General features: G+C 41.3%; 19 protein-coding genes and 1 other RNA gene. 2 read left to right on the top strand and 18 right to left on the bottom strand.

Annotation, left to right across the window (positions count from 1 at the left end):
* Positions 1-6: 6 nt before the first annotated feature.
* From mutS to gpr, 8 genes are all read right to left on the bottom strand, one after another.
* Positions 7-2,694: a DNA mismatch repair protein MutS gene (gene mutS, locus DXB73_RS03605; RefSeq protein ID WP_347559509.1), complete on the bottom strand. Its 2,688-nt coding sequence runs from the start codon at positions 2,692-2,694 to the stop codon at positions 7-9.
* 99 nt (positions 2,695-2,793) lie between these two features.
* Positions 2,794-3,137: RNase P RNA component class A (rnpB, locus tag DXB73_RS03600), an RNA gene on the bottom strand.
* Between the two features lie 112 nt (positions 3,138-3,249).
* A complete protein-coding gene (locus DXB73_RS03595) occupies positions 3,250-3,519 on the bottom strand; it encodes a DUF1294 domain-containing protein (protein WP_118690174.1) in 270 nt (89 codons plus the stop codon).
* A gap of 3 nt (positions 3,520-3,522) precedes the next feature.
* Entirely contained in the window at positions 3,523-4,035 is a 513-nt protein-coding gene (gene purE / locus DXB73_RS03590; RefSeq protein WP_118506423.1) for a 5-(carboxyamino)imidazole ribonucleotide mutase, read from the bottom strand.
* A gap of 35 nt (positions 4,036-4,070) precedes the next feature.
* Positions 4,071-5,228, bottom strand: a complete 1,158-nt coding sequence (gene hemW, locus DXB73_RS03585; RefSeq protein ID WP_118690173.1) for a radical SAM family heme chaperone HemW — start codon at positions 5,226-5,228, stop codon at positions 4,071-4,073.
* 52 nt (positions 5,229-5,280) lie between these two features.
* Positions 5,281-7,095 (bottom strand): translation elongation factor 4, encoded by a 1,815-nt coding sequence (gene lepA / locus DXB73_RS03580; RefSeq protein ID WP_118690228.1) that lies wholly within the window; start codon positions 7,093-7,095, stop codon positions 5,281-5,283.
* Positions 7,096-7,275: 180 nt separating this feature from the next.
* Complete coding sequence (spoIIP, locus tag DXB73_RS03575; RefSeq protein ID WP_118690172.1) at positions 7,276-8,610, bottom strand: stage II sporulation protein P; 1,335 nt, start codon at positions 8,608-8,610, stop codon at positions 7,276-7,278.
* Between the two features lie 64 nt (positions 8,611-8,674).
* Entirely contained in the window at positions 8,675-9,553 is an 879-nt protein-coding gene (gpr, locus tag DXB73_RS03570; protein WP_182448188.1) for a GPR endopeptidase, read from the bottom strand.
* Between the two features lie 212 nt (positions 9,554-9,765).
* On the opposite strand from gpr, the gene rpsT reads away from it, so the two are divergent.
* Positions 9,766-10,029, top strand: a complete 264-nt coding sequence (rpsT, locus tag DXB73_RS03565; RefSeq protein ID WP_022026205.1) for a 30S ribosomal protein S20 — start codon at positions 9,766-9,768, stop codon at positions 10,027-10,029.
* Between the two features lie 208 nt (positions 10,030-10,237).
* On the opposite strand, the gene DXB73_RS03560 is transcribed toward rpsT, so the two are convergent.
* The 6 genes from DXB73_RS03560 to DXB73_RS03535 all read right to left on the bottom strand — a co-directional run bounded on the left by DXB73_RS03560 (position 10,238) and on the right by DXB73_RS03535 (position 19,634).
* Positions 10,238-14,578 (bottom strand): InlB B-repeat-containing protein, encoded by a 4,341-nt coding sequence (locus tag DXB73_RS03560; RefSeq protein WP_118690170.1) that lies wholly within the window; start codon positions 14,576-14,578, stop codon positions 10,238-10,240.
* Positions 14,579-14,733: 155 nt separating this feature from the next.
* The gene (locus tag DXB73_RS03555; RefSeq protein ID WP_118506361.1) at positions 14,734-15,444 is read right to left on the bottom strand and encodes a peptidoglycan recognition family protein; all 711 of its coding nucleotides are present in this window, start codon (positions 15,442-15,444) and stop codon (positions 14,734-14,736) included.
* Positions 15,445-15,458: 14 nt separating this feature from the next.
* A complete protein-coding gene (gene guaB / locus DXB73_RS03550) occupies positions 15,459-16,916 on the bottom strand; it encodes an IMP dehydrogenase (protein ID WP_022026208.1) in 1,458 nt (485 codons plus the stop codon).
* A gap of 72 nt (positions 16,917-16,988) precedes the next feature.
* Positions 16,989-17,489: a hypothetical protein gene (locus tag DXB73_RS03545; RefSeq protein WP_118690169.1), complete on the bottom strand. Its 501-nt coding sequence runs from the start codon at positions 17,487-17,489 to the stop codon at positions 16,989-16,991.
* Between the two features lie 218 nt (positions 17,490-17,707).
* Complete coding sequence (groL, locus tag DXB73_RS03540) at positions 17,708-19,333, bottom strand: chaperonin GroEL (protein WP_022026209.1); 1,626 nt, start codon at positions 19,331-19,333, stop codon at positions 17,708-17,710.
* 13 nt (positions 19,334-19,346) lie between these two features.
* On the bottom strand, positions 19,347-19,634 hold the full coding sequence (locus tag DXB73_RS03535) for a co-chaperone GroES (RefSeq protein WP_022026210.1): 288 nt from the start codon (positions 19,632-19,634) through the stop codon (positions 19,347-19,349).
* A gap of 296 nt (positions 19,635-19,930) precedes the next feature.
* On the opposite strand from DXB73_RS03535, the gene DXB73_RS03530 reads away from it, so the two are divergent.
* Positions 19,931-20,650 carry a DUF6062 family protein gene (locus tag DXB73_RS03530; RefSeq protein ID WP_022026211.1) on the top strand — a complete coding sequence of 240 codons (720 nt, stop codon included), beginning with the start codon at positions 19,931-19,933 and terminating at the stop codon, positions 20,648-20,650.
* A 189-nt stretch (positions 20,651-20,839) separates the two neighbouring features.
* Here the strand turns inward: DXB73_RS03530 and DXB73_RS03525 are convergent, their stop codons facing one another.
* The 4 genes from DXB73_RS03525 to hisA form a co-directional block, all read right to left on the bottom strand.
* Positions 20,840-21,703 (bottom strand): DUF2225 domain-containing protein, encoded by an 864-nt coding sequence (locus tag DXB73_RS03525; RefSeq protein WP_118690168.1) that lies wholly within the window; start codon positions 21,701-21,703, stop codon positions 20,840-20,842.
* Positions 21,704-21,718: 15 nt separating this feature from the next.
* Complete coding sequence (locus tag DXB73_RS03520; protein WP_022026213.1) at positions 21,719-23,416, bottom strand: glutamine--tRNA ligase/YqeY domain fusion protein; 1,698 nt, start codon at positions 23,414-23,416, stop codon at positions 21,719-21,721.
* Positions 23,417-23,686: 270 nt separating this feature from the next.
* Positions 23,687-24,358: a cell wall hydrolase gene (locus tag DXB73_RS03515; protein WP_118690166.1), complete on the bottom strand. Its 672-nt coding sequence runs from the start codon at positions 24,356-24,358 to the stop codon at positions 23,687-23,689.
* Between the two features lie 135 nt (positions 24,359-24,493).
* Positions 24,494-25,279 (bottom strand): phosphoribosylformimino-5-aminoimidazole carboxamide ribotide isomerase, encoded by a 786-nt coding sequence (gene hisA, locus DXB73_RS03510; RefSeq protein WP_022026215.1) that lies wholly within the window; start codon positions 25,277-25,279, stop codon positions 24,494-24,496.
* Positions 25,280-25,284 lie beyond the last annotated feature (5 nt).

Genomic DNA, 25,284 nt, shown 5'->3' with positions numbered 1-25,284 from the left:
AGTACCTCACATTCTTTCCTTCAACTTCATTTGCATACGATACAATATGTTCATCGCATCGATCGGCGTTATCTCGGACAGATCCAGATCATGCAGTTCCAAAATAATATCATCCATTTTGATATTAGTATTAGAGGCATCAAACAAAGAAATCTGTTCCATGTTCTCTTTCTTTTTGCGTTTATGTTTATGGGCTGTCTGCTGTTCCACGCCATATGGATACTCCGGCAGCTCCTCCGTCTCTACCTCGATCTCTTTTGCCTTTGCTGTAATATCATTATCCGACAACTGCTCCACCAGTTCCCTGGCACGGCGAAGCACCGTCTCCGGCACCCCCGCAAGTTTTGCTACCTGAATACCATAACTGCGATCTGCACCCCCTTTTACAATTTTACGTAAGAATACAATATCCTCTCCCTGTTCCTTAACGGCAAGGCAATAATTATCTACACTCGCCAGTTTTCCCTCTAATTCTGTCAATTCATGATAATGCGTTGCAAACAATGTTTTAGCACCGAGAAGTTTGGTATTGGCAATATGTTCGATCACTGCCCACGCAATGCTTAAGCCGTCAAACGTGCTTGTTCCACGGCCAATTTCATCCAAAATGATCAAACTCTCTTTCGTCGCATTACGCAGTATATTGGCTACCTCTGTCATCTCTACCATAAAGGTACTCTGACCACTCGCCAGATCGTCCGAAGCCCCGACACGGGTAAATATACGGTCTACTACACCTATTTTGGCAGAACTTGCCGGTACGAAAGATCCGATCTGTGCCATTAAAACAATAAGCGCTGTCTGTCGCATATAAGTTGATTTACCCGCCATATTCGGGCCGGTAATTATGGCAATGCGGTGCTTTTTCTCGTCCAGTTCCGTATCATTGGCCACAAACATGTCATTTGGAATCATTTTTTCCACCACAGGATGTCTTCCATTCTTAATAGATATTGCCCCTGAACGACTGATCACCGGACGGACATATTGATTTTGCTCTGCAACAAGAGCTAATGAAGTAAACATGTCGACAGCCGCAACAATCTTAGCAGCGAACTGCACCCTTCCGATTTCCGCATAAATACGTTCTCTCACCTCATTAAATACATCATATTCCAGATTATTTAATTTATCTTCTGCGCCTAAGATCATATCTTCCAGTTCTTTTAACTTGGGCGTCGTGTAGCGCTCGGCATTAGCAAGCGTCTGCTTTCTGGTCCATTCCTCCGGAACCAGCTCCTTATAAGAATTAGTTACCTCTAAATAGTATCCAAACACTTTATTGAATTTGATCCGCAAGTTTTTGATACCTGTGCGCTCTTTTTCTGTCTCCTGCAGTTCACTGAGCCACTCCTTGCCATCTCGTTTAGCTGCCCGTAACTTATCAATTTCCTCGTTGTAACCCTCACGAATGATACCTCCCTCCCGCATAGCAAGCGGAGGTTCATCCTCTATAGCCGCCTGTATCAGATTACAGATATCTTTAAGATCGTCCAACTCCTCACCGTACTGTTTTAGGTGTGAATGCTCAAACGTCGTTAAAATATATTTAATCGACGGAAGCATGGAAAGCGACTGCCGAAATGCAACAAGATCTCTTGGATTTGCACTACGGTAACTTATCTTACTGATCAAACGCTCCAGATCATAGATTGGTGCCAGATACTCCCGCAATTCTTCGCGGTTTATAATATTTTCATTTAATTCTTCTACCATGTCTAACCGACGGTCAATCTCCTCCGGATCGACCAATGGCTGTTCGATCGAATTTCTTAACAAACGTGCACCCATAGCCGTTTTCGTCTTATCCAATACCCAAAACAAAGATCCGCGCTTCGCTTTCTCGCGCATTGTTTCACAAAGTTCGAGATTTCTTCTGGTGGCACGGTCCAGTAACATAAACTGGTTGGCTGCATATGGTTTGATCGTTCGAATATGATCCAAAGAGATTTTCTGCGTCTCCGTCAGATACTGCATAACTGCGCCTGCGGCAACTATTCCAATTGAATAATCATCTAATCCCAATCCACTTAAAGTACTGACACCAAAATGTTCCTGCAGCGCTCTGCGGCAGCCGTCCTCATCAAAATACCAGTGATCGATCGCTGACACGGTTATTCCGAGTCGCCCCCGCAGATCTTCAAGATCAATACCGGATACCACAAAACTATCGTTGCAGATGATCTCCGACGGCATTGTCTTACCAATCTCATCCAACAGTTTATTTTCTGTATCAAACTCTGTCACGTAATAATCTCCGGTTGTAACATCTACATACGAAACACCATACGCATTGGTCGTATATACAATACACATCAGATAATTATTTCTCGACTCATCCAGTGTATTAGTATTCAAATTTGTTCCTGGCGTTGCCACGCGGATCACCTCACGTTTGACCAAACCTTTGGCTAACTTCGGATCCTCCACCTGTTCACAAATCGCCACTTTATAGCCCTTGCCCACCAATTTGTCAATATAAATATCTGCAGAATGAAAAGGAACACCACACATAGGAGCGCGTTCCTCTAGGCCACAGCTTTTGCCGGTTAATGTCAGATCTAATTCTTGCGAACAGGTCTTGGCATCTTCAAAAAACATCTCATAAAAATCCCCTAAACGATAAAAGAGAATACAATCTTTGTATTCTTCTTTGGTTTCCATATATTTCTGCATCATTGGTGTAAGTGGCATGATATCCTCCGTTTATCTGTCTATTATGGTCTGCGCTTCAAAATCCGCAGCACGAATCCTGCAGCTTACAGGCATCTTCCCCGTTCGACTCTATTTGAAATAATGAGCAGCACGATAAGCCGAGTTCTGTATTTGACAATCATCTATCTAGACCTGCTGTTGCCAACAGGTTCAAGCAACCTACCCGGAACACGACGGGCCGCCGTATCATCCCTGTTCGGTCTTGCTTCGGATGGGGTTTACATCTGCCATTTTTGTTACCAAAAATGCGGTGAGCTCTTACCTCGCCGTTTCACCCTTACCTATAAAGGCGGTTATTTTCTGTTGCACTTGCCTGGGAGTCGCCTCCACCGGACGTTATCCGGCATCCTGCCCTATGAAGCCCGGACTTTCCTCACCTGCGGCCTTTCGGCACTTGCAGCCGCGATTGTCTGTGCTACTCATTCAGAGCATATTTTAGCACGTAGCTCCTAAAAAGTAAAGTCTCCTGCCATCCGGATAAACAAGCAAAATTTCTTATTTGCCATCCTTTTGACAAGAGACTTCAAGATCCTATTAGATGAACAGATAATATACTGCACCCACGCACTGACACAACAAGATCAAAGGCATTCCTACAACAAAATACCAATGTTTTGTCTTGTGGCGAAACAAATACATTCCCGCCCATGTTCCGATACTCCCCCCAAGCAGACTCACAATGAATAACGTGCGTTCCGGGATACGGAAACGATGCTTGATCGCTCGCCTCTTGTCAGAATACATCACATATAATCCGACTATATTCATAAGCAGCAGATAGCCGCCGACCACAATGGGTTCCATCGCTTACATCTGCTCCAAATAAGCTGCATAACCAAGTTTATTTAATTTTTCATCTTTGGCAACCACCTGATCCTTTAAGCCTTCTTTATAAGCAGCCAGTTTATCCTGCAACGCAGTATCTGAGATTGATAACATCTTTGCTGCCAAAATTGCTGCATTTGCTGCTCCATTGATAGCAACCGTTGCAACCGGTATTCCAGAAGGCATCTGTACAATAGAGTACAGAGAATCTACTCCACCGAGTGATTTTGTATGAATCGGAACGCCGATGACCGGAAGTGGGAAGATCGCTGCACACATTCCCGGAAGATGCGCTGCTCCACCAGCACCTGCAATAATAACATCAATGCCTCTATCTTTTGCAGTTTTTGCATATTCTACAAAAACATCCGGCTCTCGATGTGCTGAGATAACATTCATCTCATAATCGATTCCGAAATCTTCCAACATTTTTGCAGCTTTGCTCATAATCTCAAGATCTGAATCACTACCCATTAAAATTCCTACTTTTGCCATTTCTACACCATGCCTTTCTCGTTCAGTCATAACTGTTATTCTTCCTCTAGCAAAAACTCCGCCAGCACTGCATTGCTGACATCCCGTCCCCGCTTTGTCAGATAAATTCTATCACGATTCTCATTTTCTGCCAATAGGTTATTTTCCAAAAGCATCGGCAGAACCGTTTGGTATTGTTTCCGAAAATCAGTGCTAAACCGCTTATTGTATTCTGTCAACGAAATCCCGGAAGTCATTCGAAGTCCCAAAAATACAAATTCTTCCATTTGCTCTTTTTTCGTCACAACATGTCGTAAACCGGAATGATCTTGCGGCAATTCCTGCAGGTAGACGGACAACTCTGTTTCATTTTGAAATCTTGTCCCTTCAAAATAAGACGATGCTCCAAGCCCTAAACCTAAATAATCCCCCATACGCCAATAGGTTGTGTTGTGTACACATTCTTGGCCGTTCTTCGCATAATTCGAAATTTCATATCTGTGATAACCGCAATCAGCCAGATATTCCTCCGTTATTTCGTCCATTTTGCGCTCGGTATCTTCATCCGGCAAGTCCAAAAGACCTTTTTTAGCCTGTGCAAAAAAGGCTGTCCCCTCTTCCAAGATCAAACTATATGCTGATATATGTGCCGGAGAAACGGCCGTGACCGCCTGCAGTGTCCTGCGGTAACTTGCTATATTCTGCCCCGGAAGCGCAGCCATGATATCAACATTAAAATTTGTTAAGGAAGCCTTGTGCAGCAGATCTACGGTCCGCAAAAAATCTGCAAACGAATGTATCCTGCCTAGCCGCTGCAATTCTGCGTCATCCGCAGACTGCAGGCCCACACTTACCCGGTTTACTCCCATCTCCTTTAGTACACTAAGCTTGTCTGCATCCACTGTTCCCGGATTCATCTCCACCGTAAATTCAACATGGCGAGTCTTATCCGGCTGATACAAGCTCATAACCGCCTTTTGCAGGGTCTGTAATTGCCCGACAGAAAGACTTGTCGGTGTTCCTCCACCCACAAACAAACTCGTTACTTCATAATCAGATATCCGCTCTTTCCAGTATTCGCATTCACGAAGCAGCGCCTCTACATATAGCGTTTTGGTCCGTTCCTCTGCCGGTGCCGACAAAAAATCACAATAGTAGCATTTCTGTACACAAAACGGTATATGTAGATATATCGCTACTTTTTTCTTTGTCATAATGTTCTCCTATGCTCTCACAGTACACACCACAAAATATGCCGGTTTGAATTTATTCTTCATCCAATTTCAAAACACTCATAAATGCCTGCTGCGGAATTTCTACATTGCCAAACTGACGCATTCTCTTCTTTCCCTCTTTCTGTTTCTCTAACAGCTTTCTCTTACGGGAAATATCACCACCATAACATTTTGCCAATACGTCCTTACGCATCGCCTTTACCGTCTCTCTGGCAATGATCTTGCTGCCGATCGCCGCCTGAATTGGAATTTCAAACAACTGTCTCGGAATCTCTTTTTTGAGTTTTTCGCACATTTTACGGCCGCGTTCATATGCCGTATCTGCATGCAAAATAAAGGATAGCGCATCAATTTCCTCGCGATTGATCAAAATATCTAACTTCACTAGGTTCGACGGAACATATCCCTTCATTTCATAATCTAACGATGCATAGCCTCTGGAACGGGATTTCAGTGCGTCAAAAAAATCATAAATAATCTCGTTTAACGGCAGCTCATATTTTAAGACCGCACGAGTCTCCTCCAAATATTCCATTCCAAGATAAACACCTCGACGTTCCTGACAAAGATTCATGATCGCTCCAACATATTCTGTCGTAACCATGATCTCTGCTGTCACAACCGGTTCCTCCATATGTTCAATCTCAGAAGGATCCGGGAGATTAGACGGATTGGTCACTTCGATCATCTCGCCATTGGTTTTATATACGTGATAGATAACACCCGGTGCTGTCGTCACAAGGTCCAGATTATATTCACGTTCCAAACGTTCCTGTACAATTTCCAAATGTAACAGTCCTAAAAATCCACAGCGGAATCCAAATCCCAATGCCACGGAAGTCTCTGCTTCAAATTGCAATGCAGCATCGTTAAGCTGAAGTTTCTCTAGAGCATCCCGAAGATCCGGGTATTTCGCTCCATCGGATGGGTAAAGTCCGCAATAAACCATTGGCTGAACCTTTTTATATCCCGGAAGCGCCTCTTTGCAAGGGTCACTGGCAAGCGTAACCGTATCGCCCACTCTTGTATCCTGTACATTTTTCAGACTGGCTGTAATGTATCCAACCATTCCCGCCGACAATTCGTCTGTTGGGATAAACTGACCGGCACCAAAAATACCAACTTCTACCACTTCTGCCTTGGCACCTGTTGCCATCATTAATATCTGCTGCCCTTTTCGAACGGTTCCATCAAAAATGCGGCAAAAAATAATAACACCTTTATACGCATCATAAATAGAGTCAAAGATCAAAGCCTGTAATGAAGCGTCCGGATCACCATTCGGTGCAGGGATCTTTGAAATGATCTGCTCCAGCACTTCATCGATATTCGTTCCCATTTTTGCTGAGATCAATGGTGCATCTGATGCATCCAAACCAATAATATCTTCAATTTCTTCTTTTACCCGCTCCGGTTCTGCACTCGGCAGATCAATTTTATTAATGACCGGCATGATCTCCAGGTCGTGATCCAGTGCCAAATAACAGTTAGCAAGCGTCTGCGCCTCAATTCCCTGCGCTGCATCCACGATTAAGATCGCACCTTCGCATGCCGCAAGACTACGTGAAACTTCGTAATTAAAATCTACATGTCCCGGTGTATCGATCAAGTTAAAAATATACTCCTCGCCATTTTTCGCCTTATAAACAATGCGAACCGTCTGCGCCTTGATCGTAATTCCACGCTCCCGCTCCAGATCCATATTGTCTAACACCTGAGCCTGCATCTCTCGGCTGGTCAAAAGTCCTGTACGCTCAATAATCCGGTCTGCCAATGTGCTTTTCCCATGATCGATATGCGCAACGATACAAAAATTTCTAATATGTGATTGATTCGTTCTCTCCATTATTATCTCCATTCTGCCGGAAAGCTTTGTAACATGTGCTTTCTGTATTTTCTTTTGCGCATAAAGTATAGCACAGTTACCCTGTTTCCCGCAAACAAAATTGCAAAAAGCGGCTTCCATTTCCTTTTGTACCCATAAATTAGTGAAAATACCGTTTTCTCTGTCAAAAAATGGGAACCGTTATTTGTTTTTTCCGGAAAGCACCTGATGCAGCACATCTGCTAACGGTGTCATTGCATTTTTGGCTTCTTCCACGGTATTATTTTCATTACCAAGCTCTATCAATAGAGATCGCTGCTTCATATGTAGATTGTAGCGATAATTTTTCAGATAGATCGGCTTTGCAAAACCCGGGTATGTTTTCATACAGGCAATCTTCATTTGAAGACTAAAGGCTAGATTTGCCTGTAGATTATCATTATGTAAATATGCGATGTTTCCCTTTTGATTACGGGACAATCCATTAAAAAACATGACCTGTGCGGTGCGTTTTCCTCTAATAGACGTTAATCTGTGCACTTTATTGCCCACACCATCCCGGTGAAGATCAATGATCACCTGTATATCCGGATATTTTTGAAGCAATCTCTTCACTCCATCGCCAGACTGATTATACGCCTTATTGCGATCAATACTTCCTTTCACCATATCATATTTTGTTTCATCATGAATCACATGATATCCGTATTTACGCGTTAATATCTGTGCCAGCTCTTCCCCAACTCCCACAATGCTGTCTTCATCTTTATTTGCACGGCTATTTGCAAATCGTTCCGATGCCGCATGCGTATGATAGATCAATATTTGTGGTGTCTTTTTTTTCTTTATTTGCATCGACATCTTTAATAGTGTTTTTGGTTGAAATATCTTCTTATCTACGGAAGTCGAAGAATCGATAATATAAAAATTCTTCAACAGATACTTCAGGTCCATATTTTGGTATAGTTTAGAAACCTTTTTTTGTTCTGACGTTTTGTTTCCCTTATAAGCAGTGAACAACTCTTTCTTTTGTACTTCCCTGCGTTTTGGTGCTTTTGATGTACTATTGACGGCAGTCTGCCTTGACGGTGAGACTGCTCTGTTATACTTTGTAATGTCATTGCTTTTATTATTAAATACATATAATACTTTCCCTGTGGCACCGGCTTTGGACGCAGATATTTTCTGTGATGATGTCTTCGTATTTTTCATCTTAACTAATGAGCTTTTCCCCGCTTTTTGCTGTTTCCATGCTGCCACTGTTGCCGCATTATCCTCTCCATTCCTTTGATCCTGCAGATAGTGTAATAGCGCCGTCTGTCCTGTAAGCAGCGAACTACCGGACTGTTTTTCGGCCATCTTACTGCCGGAAAAGCCAAATCCAACTAAATCCTTTTCCACCTGATCCTTAGCTTTGGCAAGCAATTGATACTGTCTATGCAGTCCAACGACCAAAATCCCGCTCCAAAGCAGAATCGACAAAAGTATGGTAAGTTTAATCCCGCATTTAATGGTCTGCCAACTCGTCCGATCCATGTTTCCTCTTTTCTATGCAAGTTTCCAAGGGTTTCTATCCTAGCTTATGATGCAACATAAGAAACTATTCCATCCCCGACTGGAATTGATCAATCCCTCCGGCGATCAGTTTTCCGATCTCACGGATCTGCATTTCAATATCTTTAGGTGTAACAAAAAGATCTTGAATGGACTGTTTACTAATATCCCTTAGAAACGTATCTATATCCTGCTCAGCCAGACCTTCTTTTTGGAGAAATTCTTCCATTGTGTTAATAACAATAGTATTAGCATCAACCACCGTAGGTACGCCAATTGCGATTACAGGTATTCCCATTGTCTCCTGATTTACCGGAAAACGATGATTTCCAATACCTGCTCCCGGCGAAATTCCGGTGTCCGTAATCTGTATCGTATGGCATAATCTACGCACACTGCTGGTGGCCAGAGCATCAACGACAAGCAGCACATCGGGTTTGACCGTGTTAATAATACCACCTAGTATTTCACCACTCTCAATTCCGGTCTGTGCCATAACCCCTGGAATCACTGCACTGAACATAACAGCAGGGTCTGTTTCCAGATGACGATTTACTTGAATGTGTTCTACAACATAAGGGCCGAGTGCATCCGGAGTTGCGAAACGATTTCCTAAACCGGTCACTAACACTGATAAATGATCTTTCACCGGCAGCAGACAATCTAAAATTTCATATATTTCTTTTTGGATCGTCTCCTGTGCTTCCAAAGATTGAAACTCCAGCGTAAAATAATCTCCAACCGGTTTTCCCATTTGTTCTGCCCCATGCTGATCTTTAATAATGACACGTGTCACCAAAAGTTCTCCACCAGCCAAAGTATGCTTTTCCAAGCATACCCCATCAATCTCCACGGAATCTTCCGGAAAACTTTCTCGAACTTCAATCGCCAGATCCGTATGTTTCGCCATTACCCTGTTATCCAACGCCATTCCTCCTCACAACAATGCTATAATTATTCTTACTCAAACTTTCCATACCGGAAGTTTGAGTTATTCTTAATTTTTCCACTTTTTTGAAATTTATGTATTGACATTCCTTGCTATATTCTTTATTATATATGAGTATGTTTACTCAAAGCCGACCGTGTCCGGTTTGATGAAACACAAAGATTTCACGATTGGGAGGTGTAAAAGAAATGGCTAACATTAAATCAGCAAAGAAGAGAATATTAGTTGAGCGCAGAAATGCTGAGCGTAACAAAGCAATCCGCTCCAAAGTTAAGACTGCTATCAAAAAGGTAGATGCTGCAATCGCTGCTAACGATAAGGCTGCAGCAACAACAGCTTTAACGGCTGCAATTTCTGAGATTAATAAAGCTGCAAGCAAAGGTGTTTATCATCAGAAGAATGCTTCCAGAAAAATCTCTCGCTTAACAATTGCAGTAAATAAAATTGCATAATTCTTTTTAGAAATATTACGGAGAAAAGCCATCAATGGTGTGGATGGTTTTTCTCCGTTTTTCGTTGCAGTTTTCTTACTACTATTTTTTCGTTCCTATTTTCTCACTATACTACTCCATGTATCAAGAACGATCCGGCTTATCAAACTTAAATTTTAATCTGCAACACTTTTAATCCTTAAAAACGAATCTTACTTTTTGTCTTTGATCACAAGACTCGAATCTTACTTTTCATGCCCGCTTTCCGCAATAAACGACAATATTTTTTCTGTTTTCCTTTCACCGCTTTAACAATAATCTTTCCGGATTTGCCAGATGAAAAGGCTTTTGTTCCAACTGTGCGCAATTTTTTACCGGAAATCACCAGTTTCTTTAACTTTTTATTTCCATAAAAAGATTTTGTACCGATCTTCGTCACCGATCTGCCCAATGAGGCAAATTTTAGCTTTCGGTTATAAGCAAATGCTTTATTTCCGATAGCTGTAACATGTTTACCAATGATCACTTTTCGAAGATTATTGTGTTTATAAAAAGCTTTGGAAGAGACTTTCACAACACGGTACTTCACACGATTCTTTGTGACACTAGCCGGAATACGCAACACCGATATAGATTTATCTGCTCCGGTAACCGTTACTGTCTTCTTCTTCACCGATAAAACCCGATACGTGATCTTACGTACGGTAAAGGTATCATTTTGCGCCTTTCCTAACTTCTTATCCGATCCTTGAAGAGGATTCTGAATAATTGTTTTATTCGGTGTCTGAGGCGGATTCGATGCTGAATTGTTTGGAACATTACTTGGCATTGGTGCAGCAGATACAGATGGTTCTAACGGTGTATCACTTGATGACGGATCGTCTGTTGTCGAAGGATCCATCGGCTCTACACTTGGTGACGGAATCTCAGAAGCTGATGGAAGTGTTGGCGTTGGCAAAACTGTCCGTTCACGTAAATATAGACAAAATGTTTTGTCTCCGTACATAGAACCGATTATACGGCGGATTATTTTATGTGTCTCATCTCCCTTTTCGTACCATCCGACAAACTCATAACGATCCGGTATATCTAATTGCTCTGCTGTCGGCAGCAGAACTGTCCCGCCATATGTATAACATGGCGTCAACTCTTCCAATGCAATAACATCATCGTAATCTCCAAAATCATATGTGATCGTATAACTCTTTTTATTGGTGGTCCATTTTCCATACAACGTCATATTTTCAGATACAGAAATTCGTTCTCCCGCATCACAGAATCTCGCATCCAGTTCTTTTGATGTATACCAGCCATCAAAGCAATATCCTTTTTCTTCCGGAGTGAACGCTTCTGTTTCTTTGCCGTGAGTTACAAATTGTTCTTCAATCTGACCATCTAACCAATAACATACACTATGTTGAGGAACTAGTGTCATATCATCCATCACCGAAAAAGGGAGGTCACCAGAATAATTCATACCGTTTTCACTGGAATATCTGGCAACATTTCCTACACCTTCCAGTTCTGTAGGAAGAGTAATCTCCTCTTCATAAATACACTCTTTCTCATAATATGGTTTCTCAGTTTCAGACATAACAATAACACGATATGTTTTTCTTTGGAGATGAATGGTCACCTCTGTGGAACCATCCCGTCGGATTGTTGTATTAAGAGCATTGCTATCAACCACCTTAAATCCATGAAATACTTTCTCCAGTGAATCCATTTCATAAAAGTCAAACAAAGCCTGTCTGACCGAACAATTAGTCTCTCCCCGCAGATGAAGCACTTCTTCGATTTCTTTGTCGCCTGCAACATTTGTTTTACATACCCGAATCCGAAACGGTGTATCGGTTGCTGTTTTCCACATTCCATATAACGTATGATCTCCTTCTGTATCAAATACATTCTTAAGGTCATCTCCGGTATGATAACGTTTGCCACTTCCATCACGCTTCATACTCCAACCCGCGAACGTATAACCTGCCAACTTATATTTATTGTCTGGAATCAAGCATTCACTTTCATATTGGTAAAAAATGGGATTCATCGTTCCGCTTACTGCATCTTCTTCCTCCTCAAAATTGGCATCGAATATAATATTACCTTGTACCGGTCTCCAAACAGCATACATTCGGATCACCTCATCTTTAACCCGATAAAGGCTTTCTAATCGATCTCCCGCCTGGTAACAGCCTGCATCTTCTCTATCCATAAATTTCCAGCCAACAAACTGATACCCTTTCTTGTCACTGGTACATTCCGGCATATCCAATTCTTCATCATATGCATATTCTTTTTCTATAACAACTTCATTGGAATGATCGTCCAACATATACTTAACCTTATAACTATCCGGTTTCCATACCGCATACAAAATCTGATCATGATTTGGTATATGATACGTTTCTCCTGCCTTGATGTATATTTGTGTACTACCGCGATCTGCTGTCCATCCTAAAAATTCGCAACGCTCTTTCTTCGGTGTTTCCTTAGGAATTGTGATCGTCTCTTCATATTTCCCTTTCAATTCCCTGTATTCTGCCGGCAGGCTTCCACCTTCCAAATGAAACTGCAGTGAATAGGAATTACGACGATAATATACGGACAGCACAAGACTTCCGTCTCCTTTAATACGTCCGGATAATGTCGACGATGTCGCATCAATATAGTATCCGGGATATAATTGCTCTACATTCTCAACAGAAATCTCTTTACCGGTATAACCATGAAAAGCATACGAAGCTGCTTTTTCAAAAAGTCCATCGAGTTTTTCTTTGTAATATTCAACATGATACTCTACAACATCTGCTTTCCAGATTGCATACAATGTTGCATCTTCAGAAAATGAAAACGCAGACTGTCCCTGCACCGCATTGGGATCTGTAGACCATCCTGCGAATTGATATCCCATGCGATTTGGCATCTTTTGCACGGTATAAGCAGCTTCGCCCCAATGTGCATACCATTGTTTTGTCCCGGAACAATCCAAAAGATTTAAAAATGATGCTCCATTTTGAAACAGTACAGAACCATCTTCTTTGTCTGACCACCCCTCAAAAGGACATGCAATAGATATCTCATCGTCTCCAAATACAGCATCTTCTGCTTGCAGATCAAAACGAACTTTAATATTCCGTTTGAAAGAATTCAACGGCAACGTATAAGTCAAACCATACCGGCATCCCTGCATCGGTTCCATTTCTCCTTCTGTCGCTCCATTACCATCAAATAACACATCATACGTGATCGGACTAAAATACCGATAGACCGTCGTTCCCTTTGTCAAAACACGATCTGAGGTATCCGAACGATATACATATCCCAAATAATACGCTCCTTCTTCGGTATTATCGCCCACCAGTTCTCCTCCGGAGATAAATTTCTGATAAGGACACTGTATCTGATGCGAACCTAAAACAACATCTTTTGCTGCCGTTGATTTTACAACATCTACAACTGTCACTGCATAATCGGCATAATCAAAAAAACGATAAACAATTGTCTGTGCCGCACCGACTGACTGTCTCGTTGCACCAATATAACGTACACCTTCGTAATATGTATCCGGTAACGGCACACTTCCTCTGGACGCACCGTCTGCTGTCGTGGCATATTCCTGCATCCATTCTGTTCTCCCAAGCTCAATGCCCTTACTATCCCGTATCTTATCAATACATATCACGGAATACTTATTTTTTGTCAACGTGTATCTGGCATAGAGTGTCTTATTCATAGGCAGCAAAGAACCCTCTTCGTATTTTGTTCCCCCCTGCTTTTGGTCATACCAGCCTTCCAGATCCATCGTATATCCTGTTGGTGCACACAGTTTTGGCAGTTTATACAAATAATAATGAGAACCATCAAAATATGCTGTACCAACCTGCTCAACGCTGCAACTGCCCGTATTGATAGCAATATTCTTTTGAGAAACATCAATAGTTTGTGCCGGATAGATCGTGTATTCATAAGATGTGCCTGTTGCTACATGTTCGCATACAGAAATCGCCTCTCCATTCCCTCGAAGAGCATGCAGCAGAGAATCCTTCTGTTTTACTAACTGCTCTTGTGTTTGAAAAGAATACTGCGTCGTCCTTGAAGTTTCTGTACCTCGTACGATTTTACGTGTAACAACCGAATACTCTTCCGGCAATTTCTTAGACATATAATTACGCATCATACCCGTAATAATACCAAAACGTGGAGATGTATACCCCAATATATTAATCGAAGAATAAGAATGCACCATCGAACCAAACTGTCCCTGCTCTCCGTCCACTTCTGTTCCAATATACTTCCACGTACCATCTGCAGTTTTGTTCCAAGTATCTGCAGCATAGGTAATGACATCATAACCAAGCGATTGCTTTAATCGCACTTTCACACCAACAACCGATACAGATGGATCTGCTGATTGTTCCAATTCATTTTGATACGTTCCTATCTTGTCCTGACCGTAAATGACATTCTTTTCCAATGCGCTTTGTGCAGATGCCGCTTTCTGCTCAACCGTAAGCAGTCCGGTCAGGCAAAAAAACATTATAACTATTATTTTCGCTGTTCTGGTCATTTTCCCTCCATTCCAAACAGCTTACATACGTATTTTTATATCCCATATTATTAATAATTATATCGTATAACTCAAAAAAATCTATTGATAAATATTACAAAAAAACAGAGAATAACGTGTGATTATTCTCTGTTTTGTACAATATTATTCATATGTTACTTCTCGGTTTCCTTTTTTGAATACCGCGAAAGTTCTATAGAAATATTCTTTTTAAGGGTGGTCCATGCATCTTTATGTTTCACATAATATTTCGGGCACATCTTTCCCGTCACATCATAATGCCTGATAATATCAGACGTATCCATCCCATAGTTTCCGCATAGCCAGGCACACAACTGGATCAAAGCGGTCTGTGTAGCCGCAGAAAACTTGCCGGATTTATTTGGATGACAACATTCAATAGAAACCGTATCTTTATTGCGATCATTTGATGCATAAGAAATCTCATCCAGCGGAATACACTGTACGATCGTCCCATCCAAACCAATGATAAAGTGACTGCTCACTTTATATTTTGTCTGATCCGGCTTGTCCTTTCGACTTTCGAAATAATTACGGTTTGCCATCGCATCAGTACCGGGATTCGCTGTATAATGAACAACGATTCCATTGACTTTTTTTAGCTTAGTCTGTGGTCTGGAATTTTTATTAGGAGTAAGAAGCGCAGGACGTATTTCCGGCTTGGTAACCTTGACAAACAACGCCTGTCTTTCTTTCTCTTCCTGCTTTCTCCATTGCTCTGCCCGAATCGACTGGTAGGCCGTCAAACTGCCTGTAAGCAGTAACAACACAACTAATGTGACAGCACTGATCAGCGCAATCTGACGCTTCATTTGTAATTTTTGCCTTGCAGTCCATTTCTTCATCGGTCATTCACTTCTTAATTTCCTTCAATGCTATAGTTTGGTGCTTCCTTTGTAATGTGAATGTCATGTGGATGACTCTCTTTCAAAGAAGCAGCGGAAATCTTAACAAACTGAGATGTTTCCTGTAATGTAGGAATATCCTGTGCTCCACAGTAACCCATACCGGACCGGATACCACCGATCAACTGGAATACGGTGTCCTCCACAGTTCCTTTATATGCCACACGTCCTTCTACACCTTCTGGAACAAGCTTCTTAGCATCTGTCTGGAAATAGCGGTCTTTACTACCATTCTCCATTGCTGCAATAGATCCCATTCCACGATAAACTTTATATTTACGTCCTTGGAACAGCTCGAACGTTCCGGGGCTTTCGTCACATCCTGCAAAGATACTTCCCATCATGCAGACACTCGCTCCGGCTGCCAAGGCCTTTGTCATATCTCCGGAATACTTGATACCGCCATCTGCAATGATCGGCACATCATACTTTTTAGCTGCCTCATAAGCATTCATGATCGCTGTCATCTGTGGTACACCAATACCTGCTACAACACGTGTTGTACAAATAGATCCCGGTCCTATTCCAATCTTAACACAGTCAGCACCGGCTTTGATCAAAGCTTCTGTTCCCTCAGCCGTTGCCACATTACCGGCAATGATCTGAAGATCCGGATAAGCTTCACGGATCATCTTGACACAACGAAGCACGTTTGCACTATGTCCATGTGCAGAATCCAACACGATACAGTCAACATGCTTTTCTACCAAAGCAGCTACACGATCTAATACGTTTGCTGTAATACCAACTGCAGCACCACAAAGAAGACGTCCCTGAGAGTCTTTGGCTGCCAACGGATATTTGATCTGCTTCTCTATATCCTTGATCGTGATAAGTCCTGTCAGATTGCCCTCTTTATCTACCAATGGAAGCTTTTCTTTGCGGGAAGCTCCCAGGATCTTCTTAGCTTCCTCTAACGTAATTCCCTGCTCTGCAGTGATCAAACCTTCTGAAGTCATAACTTCACTGATCTTCTTCGTATAATCTGTCTCGAACTTAAGATCGCGGTTTGTAATAATACCAACTAATTTCTTACCCTCTGTGATCGGCACACCGGAAATACGAAATTTTGCCATTAAACGGTTAGCATCTTCCAATGTATGCTCTGGAGATAAATAAAATGGATCTGTGATAACACCATTCTCCGAACGTTTTACTTTGTCTACCTCATCAGCCTGTGCCTCAATAGACATATTCTTGTGAATAATTCCAATACCACCCTGTCTTGCCATCGCAATTGCCATGCGATACTCTGTTACCGTATCCATTCCCGCACTCATCATAGGAATGTTCAACTGAATCTTCTTGGTCAAATTTGTCTTCAATGATACCTGATTCGGAATTACCTCCGAATACTGTGGAACTAATAATACGTCGTCAAAGGTTACGCCATCACCGATTATCGTACCCATTTTTGTTTTCCTCCTTATGCATGTTTATTCTTTAAAATATTTTGAAAAGTATACGCCATTCCATTACGTTTGTCAACTCTGGATTTTACTTCTTGCTTTTGCTTTCATATTGTTCAAAAGTGTTTCATCCGGCGTGAAACGTACCCGTACACTGTTTCCATCATCTCCACGGTATACCGCTATATAATGCCTGTCCTTGTCAAATCCGGAAGAGCAGTCCTTTAACGGGATCTGCTGATACGAATCTAAAGCATGTGACTGTTCCGGTGCCACAATATCAACCTTTTCTAAATCAATCTTCTGTATATTGACACGTTGCTCACCACCATATATTGCATCAAAATCAATCTGTCCGTCTACAAACACATACTCATACGCAGTCTGTTTCTTAGGCAGAAGTACGATCATTACCGCATCAATTACTACAACAAAAAAAAGAAGCAGCGCACTATGCAACACCAATAGATCAACAATAGGCAAAATGATACATATTGCAATCATCAGGTTACGCTTCTGTCTGCGTTCCTTCGGCATCATGGCCTCTAAATAGGTCTCTGAATATAATGGTTCCATATCTCAATCTCCATTCTACGTTCGGTACAATAATATTGTAACAAATTTACATTATTTTCTCAAGAGTGTCCCTTGAAAAAATAATATACCCCTGATTTCTCTGTATATTGAAAAAATAACTGCTCTTTTGCAATCCTTTGGGATCTGCAAAAGAGCAGCCTATTCAGAACATAAATTATGCTCTATATACTACAACGATATACTTTGAAGGATCCGGATTACATCATACCCATTCCGCCTGCTCCTCCTGCCGGCATTGCTGGAACATCCTCTTTGATCGTTGATACTACAGATTCTGTTGTAAGAAGGGTAGATGCAACACTTGTTGCGTTCTGTAATGCACTTCTTGTAACTTTAGCAGGATCTACGATACCAGCCTTAACCATGTCAACATACTCTTCTGTCAATGCGTTGAAACCAACACCTTCGTCAGATTCACGTACTTTGTTGATAATAACAGCACCTTCCAAACCTGCATTGTATGCAATTGTTGTAAGCGGAGCTTCCAGTGCTTTCAAGATAATGTTGGCACCGGTCTTTTCATCTCCTTCCAAGTTAGCTGCCATAGCTGCAACCTTCTTAGATGCATGAATGTATGCAGATCCACCACCGGAAATGATACCTTCTTCAACAGCTGCTTTTGTTGCTGCTAAAGCATCTTCCATACGAAGCTTTGCTTCCTGCATCTCTGTTTCTGTAGCTGCACCAACACGAACAACTGCAACACCGCCGGCAAGTTTTGCAAGTCTCTCCTGCAATTTCTCACGGTCAAAATCAGATGTTGTCTCCTCAATCTGTGCACGGATCTGAGATACTCTTGCCTCAATCGCTGCCTTATCGCCTTCACCATCAACGATAACAGTATTCTCTTTCTGAACTTTTACAGATTTTGCACGACCGCACTGTGCTAATGTGGTATCTTTTAATTCCAATCCAACTTCCTCGGAAATCACAGTACCACCTGTCAAAATAGCAATATCCTCAAGCATTGCTTTTCTGCGGTCACCATAACCAGGAGCCTTAACTGCAACAACATTTAATGTACCACGCAGACGGTTCAGAACTAAGGTTGTCAATGCCTCGCCCTCTACATCCTCTGCAATGATCAATAATTTGGCACCAGCCTGCATAGACTCTTCCAAAAGTGGCAAGATTTCCTGAATATTGGAAATCTTCTTATCTGTGATCAAAATATATGGATTATCAAGATTTGCTTCCATCTTATCCATATCTGTTGCCATATATGCGGAAACATAACCACGATCAAATTGCATACCTTCTACGAGGTCAAGTTCTGTCTTCATGGTCTTAGACTCTTCGATTGTAATAACTCCATCGTTAGAAACCTTTTCCATTGCATCTGCAACCATCTCTCCAACAGAATCATCTCCTGCAGAAATTGCTGCAACTCTTGCAATCTGATCTTTACCGGTTACTTTAGAACTCATCTGTGCGATCGCGTCTACTGCACAATCACAAGCCTGCTTCATTCCTTTACGAAGAATGATTGGATTAGCACCTGCTGCTAAGTTCTTCATTCCTTCGTTGATCATTGCCTGTGCAAGTACGGTAGCTGTTGTAGTACCATCTCCGGCAACATCATTTGTCTTAGTAGCAACCTCTTTTACAAGCTGTGCTCCCATATTTTCAAAACCATCTTCTAACTCAATATCTTTTGCGATCGTAACACCATCGTTTGTGATCAATGGAGCCCCAAAAGATTTGTCTAGAACAACGTTTCTTCCTTTTGGTCCCAATGTAACTTTAACAGTATCTGCTAATTTATTTACGCCCGCTTCCAATGCGGCTCTGGCATCTGCACCAAATTTAATCTCTTTTGCCATTTTAGATTCCTCCTTAATCAACTACTTTTGCTACAATATCATTCTGACGAACTACAATAAACTCTTCGCCGTCTAATTTTACTTCTGTGCCGGCGTACTTGGAATAAATTACTTTATCACCAACTGCAACCTGCATCTCAACCTCTTTACCATCTACAATTCCGCCAGGTCCAACTGCAATGATCTCCGCCTGCTGTGGTTTCTCCTGTGCGTTACCCGGTAATACAATTCCTGATTTTGTTGTCTCCTCTGCTTCGAGCTGCTTTAATACGACTCTGTCTCCTAAAGGTGCTAACTTCATTCTAAAAACCTCCTTTTTAATTTCCTGTTACTAGCACTCGCTATATTCGAGTGCTAACCATATGCATAATATATTTCATTTTCTTTGGATATGCAATATAGAGCGTTTCTGTATTTTTGTCTATTTTCATATTATTCTTTTATTTTCTTTCTTATTCTCTTATTTTCTCACTTTTTGTATTTTCTTACTTTCCCTTTTCTTTTTCCCGCAATTCCTGTAAAATATAAGAAAAAGGAAATAACGCCGTACGATCAGACACAGTAAAAGAGCGCAGCGTTAGGAATGGAGGAAAATACTTGAAAGAACAATTGTTTACGATTCCTGTCGGAGATGCATTCCGCACCGACTGCGAATGCCCGGTCTGTAAATTATATGAAGATCTTGAAAAAGAATCCATTGAGTTTGTCATGGGACCAAGCTATATGGAAGATGATGTACGTATGGAAACCAATGAAACTGGATTTTGCAGCCACCATATTCAAAAAATGTACGGATATCAGAATCGTCTGGGGCTCGCTTTAATGCTTCATACTCATATGAAACGCACAAATGATCGCATTGAAACATTACTAAAATCACAAACATCTCCTAAAAAAGGATTATTTGGAAAAAAAGAAACCGATCCTCTGACAGAGTATTTAGAAACGCTGGAAAATTCCTGCTATGTCTGTAACCGTATGCATCGAATCTTTGATCGTTATCTTGACACTGTACTCTACTGTTATGATAAAGATTCAGATTTTCGGGCAGTTTTTCAACAGGGAAAGGGTGTTTGTACCAAGCACTATGCAGATCTGCGCACTGCAGCCTGCACCAAATGGTCCGGTAGGAAATTAGATACTTTTTTGGATGATCTCAACCGCCTATACTTGGATAATATGAAGCGTGTGACAGATGATCTGGAGTGGTTTACCGATAAATTTGATTATCGAAACGAAAATGCACCATGGAAAAATTCTAAAGATGCACTACCAAGAAGTATTATAAAAACAAATCATACCATTATTGCAGAATAATCTGCTTTATTTCAAGCAGACAGATAACATTGCATATCATTTGCGACATATACGCATAAAAAAGCAAAGCCAGCGCTTTGAGGTGACCCCTCTGCGCTACGAGCATTTTCCTATACCCTAAAAAAAGGACATCACAGTTTTTCCGTGATGTCCTCATTTTTTTATGTAACATTGCGAATATGAAACAATTTAATGTTTTACTTTGGATAAGCGTTCCACATCCTTTTCAACCATATCTTTAAGATCTCTCGCCTTGTTCTTAATGCGCTCATTCGCGCCGCGGCTTGTAAGTACACTGGAAATCCACCGTTTTGATTCGTCAAAATGTCCAATTCTACGACAAAGATCTGCAATCAAATACATCATCGTGATCTCATCCATGCCGCACATTGGAAACGTTTCCTTGCTGTATGCAGATTTAAATCCTTCACAAGCATTTTTGAGCAATTCTAGCTCCTGCTTTTTTAATTCTATGATCTGTGTCTGATAGTCTTTAATATCTTTTGGAAGATTTTCTGCTTTGCCACGGTAAAGCCATGCCATTTTCAGACAAGTATATGCTTTTTCGCTTGTCTTAGCCTTTTTGACAACAGCATTTGCAAGTGCAAGCTGATGTCTCATAATTGCGTCATCGTAAGAATATGTACTTGCCGATGTGTCGATTCCCTTAAAATTAGCCGTGATGTTTTCACGAATCATCTTAGCCTGTGCAGGAAGCATAAACTTAAAGAATCTGCTTAATGCAGCATAGCCACAGTGTGGACACACTAATGCATCATATTTTAACGAATCAACCATCTGATATTTTGGTCGCAGATCACTGTCCGCCGACAATAACTTTACCTTACCGGTACGCACCATTTTTGAATGAAATTCCTCATCACATACCGGACATGTAAATGATTTATCAAACAATAAATCTTCTTCTTGAATCTGTGGCTTTTGATCCTGTTTCGGATGTTCGACTGCATCTCTTTTCTTTTCTTCTTCGAAAACATCCATTTTTTCCAGCTTACCTAAGCCAAATTTTTCCAAACCTGAAAATAACCCCATGTCGCTTTTGCCTCCTTATTTTGGACGATATGAACTCTTTAACGATACAATGCGGTTAAAAACGAGATGATCCTCCGTAGAATCTTTGGAATCTACACAGAAATATCCCTGACGCACAAACTGAAAACTATCCATAGGTTTTGCTTCTGCTAACGCTGGCTCCACATAGCAATTTTCAAGTATTGTCAACGAGTTTGGATTAACATTTATGGTTCCATCCTCATTGTACACGCCCTTTTCCTCATCGACAATATTTTCGTATAAACGAACTTCTGCCCTCTCGGCTGTCTCGGCACATACCCATTGAATGGTTCCTTTTACCTTTCTTCCCGTAAAACCGCTTCCGCTCTTAGTCTCCGGATCATACGTACAATGAATCTCTGTCACATTCCCGTCATCATCTGTAATATAATCGGTACAAGTTACAAAATATGCATTCATCAATCGAACTTCATTGCCCGGATACAAACGGAAATACTTTTTCGGCGGTTCGATCATAAAATCAGCACGATCAATATATAATTCGCGTCCAAATGGCACCTTACGGGTTCCCATTTCCTCATTTTCCTGATTGTTGGCAACGTCCAGATATTCAATCTCATTTTCCGGATAATTTGTAATAACAAGCTTGACCGGATCAAGAACCGCCATCATACGCGGACGTTTCATCTTGAGATCCTCCCGGATACAATACTCAAGCATGGCATAATCAGAGGAGCTCTGTGCTTTTGATACACCAGACAGCTCCATAAAATTACGGATAGATTCCGGTGTAAAACCACGGCGGCGCAGCGCAGCGATCGACACGAGACGTGGATCATCCCAGCCATCTACAATACCATCTTCTACTAACTTCTTAATGTAACGCTTACCGGTTACAACATTCGTCAAATATAATTTTGCAAACTCAATCTGCTTTGGCGGGTTCTCAAACTCCAATTCACGAACTACCCAGTCATACAACGGTCTATGATCTTCAAATTCCAACGTGCAGATCGAATGTGTCACACCCTCGATCGCATCTTCGATCGGATGTGCGAAATCATACATCGGATAAATACACCACTTGTCTCCGGCATTATGATGATGCATTCTTGCCACACGATAAATAACCGGATCACGCATATTCATGTTCGGAGAGGACATATCAATCTTGGCACGAAGTACACATGATCCATCCTCAAACTCACCATTGCGCATGCGTTCAAACAGATCCAAATTCTCTTCAATAGAACGATCTCGATATGGGCTATTCTTTCCGGCCTCTTTGAGTGTACCACGATATTCACGCATCTGCTCAGCATTAAGATCACACACAAATGCTTTTCCCTTTTTGATCAGCTTTACTGCGCATTCATACATCTGATCAAAATAGTCGGATGCAAAAAAGACCATTTCCTTATCCAGATCACCACAGATCCAGCGAACATCTTCCATGATCGACTCAACAAATTCTGCTTTCTCTTTCATCGGATTGGTGTCGTCAAAACGAAGATGAAAATCTCCGCCATATTCCTTTGCCAGACCCGAATTCAAAATAATAGATTTCGCATGTCCAATATGCAGATAACCATTTGGCTCCGGTGGAAAACGCGTCACAATTTTGCTATAGACGCCGTCTTCTAAATCCTTATCAATTATATTTTCAATAAAATTACGGGAAACAACTGTTTCCTTTTCATGATCATCCTTGATATCCTCTGGGTTACTCACTTTTATCCATTCCTCCTTAATTATCATATGACCACCGCTTATCTAACCATTCGCTAACACAGCCATATTATCATTGCCTACTATCATATCACATTCTTTCCAAGAAGTAAAATAATATCTACCTCCGACTTATCTTCAGCTTATGCAATCTTCCTCTGTGCGCTGATCGCATTCTCGCAGAGTATTTTTTAGATTATAAGAATCGAAAAGTTTCCTCTAAAAATTAAAAAGGACAGTGTATTGCATCATACGCTGTCCTAATCCATCTTCTTATTTGAATCGATGTCCACCCAAGCGGAATTTTGCATTTGGAAGTCCAACACTAAAGAAACGAACCCCTTTCATGCTACGTGTCTTACCTTTGATCTTGACGATCGTCTGACCATTCAAAGCTGTTTTCGCTGCCTTAATACATGATTTCCACTGTCTGGAACGAATCTTTCCGGCATCATACTGTGCTAATTTTTTGCGAAGCATACCATTACGTACCGGTGAAAACTGTCCACGCTGATAGATCACTTTACGAATGGTATTTGGAAACTGCTTAGATCTTACGCGGTTCATTACAACTATACCAACAGCAACCTGTCCCTGATAGCTTTCGCCGCCTGCTTCACAGTTAATAATACTTGCCATAAGTCTCAAGTCTGATTTCTTGTACTTAGCTCGTTTTTTCTTAACTTTTGATTTTTTGGTCTTCTTAGACTTAGCGATTGTTTTCTTTACCTGCTTTGTTCTTGCTGGTGTCTTCGTAACAACAGGCTGCTTTGTTGCAACCGGAGCACTGGACACGACCGGCACACTCATTGTCTCTGTATTATTCTCTGTTGTATTTTCTGAAACAGTCACTGCACTGTCAGCAGAAACGGTTGTCTGTTGTACGAGCCCGAAGCTGAACAACATTCCAATCATCAGTACAAACATTGCAAATTTCTTAAACATAAATAATCCCCATTCCGCCACTTATAAAGCAGCAAATTTTGTTGCGAAATTAATACAATTTCTTAACATTTATGTAACAATTATATCATGTTTTCTGAAAAATGCAAGTCGTTTTACAAATTTGTTACAAAATTGTTACATTGCACCCGTAAATTCACCGGATACAATGCTTTTATAGGCGATCGATCCTCCAAACAGATCCAATGCGCTACCGATAGTATAATCCACCGTTTCATTCGCAGCTTTTGCAATATACTGTAAATCCTGCGGACTGTGTATACCACCTGCATACGTCATTGGACACCCTTGAAATTGGCCCATTCGCTGGATCACCTGCTTTTCAATTCCTGAAGTTTTCCCTTCAACATCAACAGCATGCACTAGAAATTCATCACAATATTCCGACAGCATTTCTAATGTTTCGACAGAAAAATGCTGTTTTGTAACCTTCTGCCAACGATCTGTCACAATATAATAGTCATCTTGAACAAACCGGCAGCTAAGATCCAACACCAAATGTTCTCGTCCTACCAGGGATACTAATTGTTTCAGATGATCCCAATCGATCCTGCCATCCCGAAACACAAAAGACGTAACGATCACATGACTTGCCTGCATATCCAAAAAGGACTCCGCATTTTGTAAGTTCACACCACCGCCAATCTGCAGCCCCCTCGGAAACGCTGTCAATGCTTCTTTTGCCTGTGCCAGATCTGCTTCATAATATTCACTATCCGCTTTATTTAATAAAATAATGTGTCCCCCTGTCAGTCCATCTTCACGATACATATTGGCGTAAAAGGCAGCATCGTATTCAGACACAAAGTTATCCTCTGCCTGATTTCCACGGTCACTCAATGTCCCGCCGACAATCTGCTTAACCGATCCATTGTGAATATCTATACACGGTCTAAATTTCATATTGA

Origin of the sequence: Clostridium sp. OM05-6BH, from assembly GCF_003481635.1 — a bacterium.
GTDB lineage: Bacteria > Bacillota > Clostridia > Lachnospirales > Lachnospiraceae > Butyribacter.
This window is presented reverse-complemented; position numbering and strand designations above follow the sequence as displayed.

What these genes read in the sequence shown, in the direction of transcription:
- DXB73_RS03555 (WP_118506361.1), bottom strand. Translation starts at nt 15,444, where the DNA reads ATGAAGAAATGGACTGCAAGGCAAAAATTACAAATGAAGCGTCAGATT.
- hisA (WP_022026215.1), bottom strand. Translation starts at nt 25,279, where the DNA reads ATGAAATTTAGACCGTGTATAGATATTCACAATGGATCGGTTAAGCAG.
- mutS (WP_347559509.1), bottom strand. Translation starts at nt 2,694, where the DNA reads ATGCCACTTACACCAATGATGCAGAAATATATGGAAACCAAAGAAGAA.
- spoIIP (WP_118690172.1), bottom strand. Translation starts at nt 8,610, where the DNA reads ATGGATCGGACGAGTTGGCAGACCATTAAATGCGGGATTAAACTTACC.
- groL (WP_022026209.1), bottom strand. Translation starts at nt 19,333, where the DNA reads ATGGCAAAAGAGATTAAATTTGGTGCAGATGCCAGAGCCGCATTGGAA.
- lepA (WP_118690228.1), bottom strand. Translation starts at nt 7,095, where the DNA reads ATGGAGAGAACGAATCAATCACATATTAGAAATTTTTGTATCGTTGCG.
- DXB73_RS03560 (WP_118690170.1), bottom strand. Translation starts at nt 14,578, where the DNA reads ATGACCAGAACAGCGAAAATAATAGTTATAATGTTTTTTTGCCTGACC.
- DXB73_RS03545 (WP_118690169.1), bottom strand. Translation starts at nt 17,489, where the DNA reads ATGGAACCATTATATTCAGAGACCTATTTAGAGGCCATGATGCCGAAG.
- hemW (WP_118690173.1), bottom strand. Translation starts at nt 5,228, where the DNA reads ATGACAAAGAAAAAAGTAGCGATATATCTACATATACCGTTTTGTGTA.
- purE (WP_118506423.1), bottom strand. Translation starts at nt 4,035, where the DNA reads ATGGCAAAAGTAGGAATTTTAATGGGTAGTGATTCAGATCTTGAGATT.
- DXB73_RS03535 (WP_022026210.1), bottom strand. Translation starts at nt 19,634, where the DNA reads ATGAAGTTAGCACCTTTAGGAGACAGAGTCGTATTAAAGCAGCTCGAA.
- guaB (WP_022026208.1), bottom strand. Translation starts at nt 16,916, where the DNA reads ATGGGTACGATAATCGGTGATGGCGTAACCTTTGACGACGTATTATTA.
- rpsT (WP_022026205.1), top strand. Translation starts at nt 9,766, where the DNA reads ATGGCTAACATTAAATCAGCAAAGAAGAGAATATTAGTTGAGCGCAGA.
- DXB73_RS03595 (WP_118690174.1), bottom strand. Translation starts at nt 3,519, where the DNA reads ATGGAACCCATTGTGGTCGGCGGCTATCTGCTGCTTATGAATATAGTC.
- DXB73_RS03515 (WP_118690166.1), bottom strand. Translation starts at nt 24,358, where the DNA reads ATGTTTAAGAAATTTGCAATGTTTGTACTGATGATTGGAATGTTGTTC.
- DXB73_RS03525 (WP_118690168.1), bottom strand. Translation starts at nt 21,703, where the DNA reads ATGGGGTTATTTTCAGGTTTGGAAAAATTTGGCTTAGGTAAGCTGGAA.